This window comes from Allochromatium palmeri (assembly GCF_009720725.1).
GTDB lineage: Bacteria > Pseudomonadota > Gammaproteobacteria > Chromatiales > Chromatiaceae > Thermochromatium > Thermochromatium palmeri.
Genome location: NZ_WNKT01000099.1, coordinates 1 through 3,646 on the forward strand (window position 1 = coordinate 1; position 3,646 = coordinate 3,646).

1 protein-coding gene is annotated in these 3,646 nt (G+C 64.8%); it reads right to left on the reverse strand.

Features of this window, described 5'->3' with window-relative positions:
- A partial coding sequence (locus GJ668_RS19430; RefSeq protein ID WP_155451735.1) for a beta strand repeat-containing protein occupies nucleotides 1-3,646 on the reverse strand: 3,646 nt, incomplete at both ends.

Below are 3,646 nucleotides of genomic sequence, written 5' to 3' on the forward strand. Positions count from 1 at the left end.
GATGGTATAGGTGACGGTGCCACCGGTCGCGACCGAGGCGGCGTTGACGGTCTTGCGGGCATAGAGCGCACCACCGCCACCGCTGATCGGCTGGCCGACGGTGACCTCGGTCGGCTGGTCGCCGTTGGTATCGTTATCATCGACGTCGGTCGGCTCGGGGACGGTTTGATCGGAATCGACCGATCCTTGGTTGCTGATGACGGTGCCGGCGGGGACGCTGCCGTTGATGGTGACCTGGAAGGTGAGGGTGGCTGTGGCACCAGCCGCCAACTCGCCGACAGTGACCGTCAGGACACCGCCGCTGACGCTGCCGGACGTCTCGTCATTGAGCTTACTGCTATTGTCGACATAGGCGGTATTGGCCGGGATCGGGTCGGCAAAGACGACGTTGGTCGCCGCGACGCTGCCGGTATTGGTCAACACCACGCGGTATTCGAGCCTGTCGCCTGCGAGCGCATCCCCGCCATTGAGGTCGCTCACCGTCTTGACCGCTTCGATCATCGCGTTGGTGGTCGGGGTGAGGCTGACCGATTGGCTGGTGGCGTAGTTGTTGAGTCCCTCGCCCGCGCCATCGCTGCCGGTGCGGCCATCGTCGGGCGTGCCATCGGCGTCTGGAATGGAGCCCCAGGCCAAGGTCGCCTGATTGGTTTGACTCACATCGACCACGGCATCCGCACGCAAGCGGGCCATGATGGTGATCTCGTGGCTGGCGCCCTGTGCCAGTTGCGCTAGATCGAAGGTCAAGGTTTGATCTTGGATGCTCGGCGTCCCGCCGGTCGCGGAGACATACGCCAAGCCGGGCGGCAGGGTATCGACCAGTTGCACGCCGTAGGCGGTGGCATCGCTGGCACTGAGGGTCAGGGTATAGGTGACGGTGTCGCCCAGGGAAAGGGCCTCGACGTTCTGATCCAGGTTCAGGGTGACAGTCGGTTCCACCACTGTCAGGTTGAGCGGCTGGAGACCGTCATTCGCATCGCCATTGGCGTCGAAATCGAGGGTCTGAGCACCGCCAGCATCGAAATACTCGAGTTGGGCGTGGTTGCCCAGCACGGTTCCAGCCTGATTGGCGGTGATGTTATCGACCCGCGCGATCAGATCGACGGTCAGGTAATCGTCATCACGCTGAGCATTGGGTGTGTTGACGACCGTGCCCAGATCAAAGACGACGACCTGCCCGGTGGCGCTCGGGCCGGTGGCTGGCGTAACCGTCAAATCGGTGTCGGGGTCGAAGGGGATGGTCAGGCTGTCGCCCGATCCCGCGCCCAGGGTGTAGCCCACATAGCTTAGGCCGGCGGGCAAGGTATCGGTGAGCACCAGATCCTCGGTGGTGCCTTCGATCAGGCTGACCTTCAGCCGGTAGGTGACCTCTTCGCCGACGGCGAAGTTCGTCCGGGTGTTCGGCAGGAACGTCTTGTCGAAGGCGACGGTGCTGTCGATGGTGAGCGTTTGGGCGCTGTCGCTGGCCTGATAGTCGTTGACGGCCGGTTCGCCAGATCCGGTGCGCTCGGTCGCGTCCGCGCCATCGAGACTGGTGTAGGTGACGCTGGCGGTGGTGACTGAAAGGGTCTCGCCGGAGAGCACGCCGGCGTCCAGGGTAGCCTGGAAGGTCAGCGTGACAGCAGCGCCGGCGGGCAGGTCGAAGCCACTATCGGCTGTCGTCAGGCCGTCGGCGTCGACACTGAGGGTGGCGAGCAGCGCGGTCAGTGCCTCGGAACTCAGGTTGCTGCTGGCGGTGTTGACCAGCGAATCGGTGACACCGGTCAGGCCGCTGGGCAGGACACTGGACAGCAGGCTATCGAAGGCGGTGGTCACGCCCGCGCCGCTGGCATTGCTCAAGGTCAGGGTGTAGGTGATGACATCGCCCGCCTGCAAGCCGGTGAGCACACTGCCGGGACCAGCGGCATCGAGTGTCAGGCTCAACTGGGGTTCGCCCAGTTGCAGGCTCGCGGTATCGGTGCGGGTCTTCTCGGTGTTGCCGTCGCGCGGATCCTTGAAGGTCAGGGTCGCGGTGTTGGCCAGCGGTGCCGTATCGAACTGATTGCCCGCGACGTTATCGACTCTTACCTCATATTCCAGCGACAGGGTCTGGGCCGTGGCGGCGCTGTTGCTGAGGGTGCCGAGGCTGATGGTCAGGGTTGGCGGGGTACCGCTGGCGCTGGCGCTGGCCGTCAGCGTGGTGTTCGTCAGGTTGACGCTATTGCCATCGACACGATTCACCGGTCCGACATAGAGCAGACCCGATGGCAACGCATCTTCGATCACGGCGTCGGTGACGCTGTAGCCGGCAGGCACGCTGATGTCGAGCCGATAGGTGGCTAGTTCGCCAATGGCGTAGCGGCGGGTGTCATCGACGCTCTTGGTCAGGTTCAACTCATTGATGGTGACCTGGGCGCTGTCGCTGACAGTGTAGAGGTTGACGCCACTGCCGGCGCCGGTGCGTTCGCCATCGCTGGTGCCCGCTGTGCCGGCCGCGTCCAGTCCAATTCCAGAGCCGGTGGCACCGGGCAGGCTGGTCCAGGTGGCGCTGGCGGTGTTGTTGAGCTGCTCGTTCGGCGTGCTGCTCAAGTCGGTGTCGGAAACCGGAAGGTTGAGTGTCAGCACACCGCCGGCCGGGAAGACACCAACCTGGAAGCGCAGCCGGTCGCTGCCGCAGGCGGCCGCATCGAGCGTGATGTCGGTCGGCGTGTTGGCGTCTGAGGGCGTCGCGGTCACCGTGCCCAGGGTCCAGTCGGTGCTGAGCGGATCGGTGATGCAGACATCGTAGGCCGGTGCGGTGCCGGTGTTGGTGACGACCAGGGCGTAGGTGGTGGCACCGCCCGTGGAAAGCAGCGCGGCTGGGGTGACTGATTTATCGAGCGTGAGGCTGGGCTCGATGATCGATAGAGCAACCGTCTCTGGCGTCAAGGACTGTTCGACGCCGAGCGTGTTCAGGGTGCGGATGGTGGCGCTGTTGGTCAGCGTCTCACCCTTGGCGTTGCCCGCTAGGTTCTGTACCCGCGCCCGGTATTCGAGGACGTACTGTTCGGTCGTCCCGGAATCGGCATCGGAGTTGATGATGTTGCCAAGTGCCAGGCTCAGGGTCTGGCCGCTCGTGAGCAGATGGGCGTCATCGACCAGGGTGACGGGGGCATCGGCATCGGCGCTGTTGATGCCGCCTGGATTGAGGGCCGCGTTTAGGCTGGTGCTGGTGCGCCGCAGACGCGCAGAGTCGGCGACGTAGGCCAGTCCGCTCGGCAGGGTGTCGGCAAAGGTCAGTTCGCGCGTGGTGCCGGACGGGACGCTGAAAGCGAGTTCGAAGGTGACGACTTCGCCGATCAGGACATTGGACCCAGTGCTGTCGGTTTCGCTGCTGGCCGCCTGGGTCTTGCCGAGCACGGGCGTGGGGGCCTCGGTGTAGACCGGGGTCAGGGTCGGGTTGAGACCGTCGCCGCTGGTGCCGTTGTCGTCGGAGGGGACGCCGGTGGTATCGCCGGTGCGGGTGACGGTGGCTTGATTGCTCAGTACGGTGCCGTTGGTGGTGCCGGCATCGATAGTCACCCGGAAGCTGACAGTGGCAGTCGCGTCATCGGCTAGAGTGCCTAGAGTGCCGAGGTTGACGGTGACGGGTGAGGCCGTGGCGCTGATCACCGCACCCTGGCTGGTCACC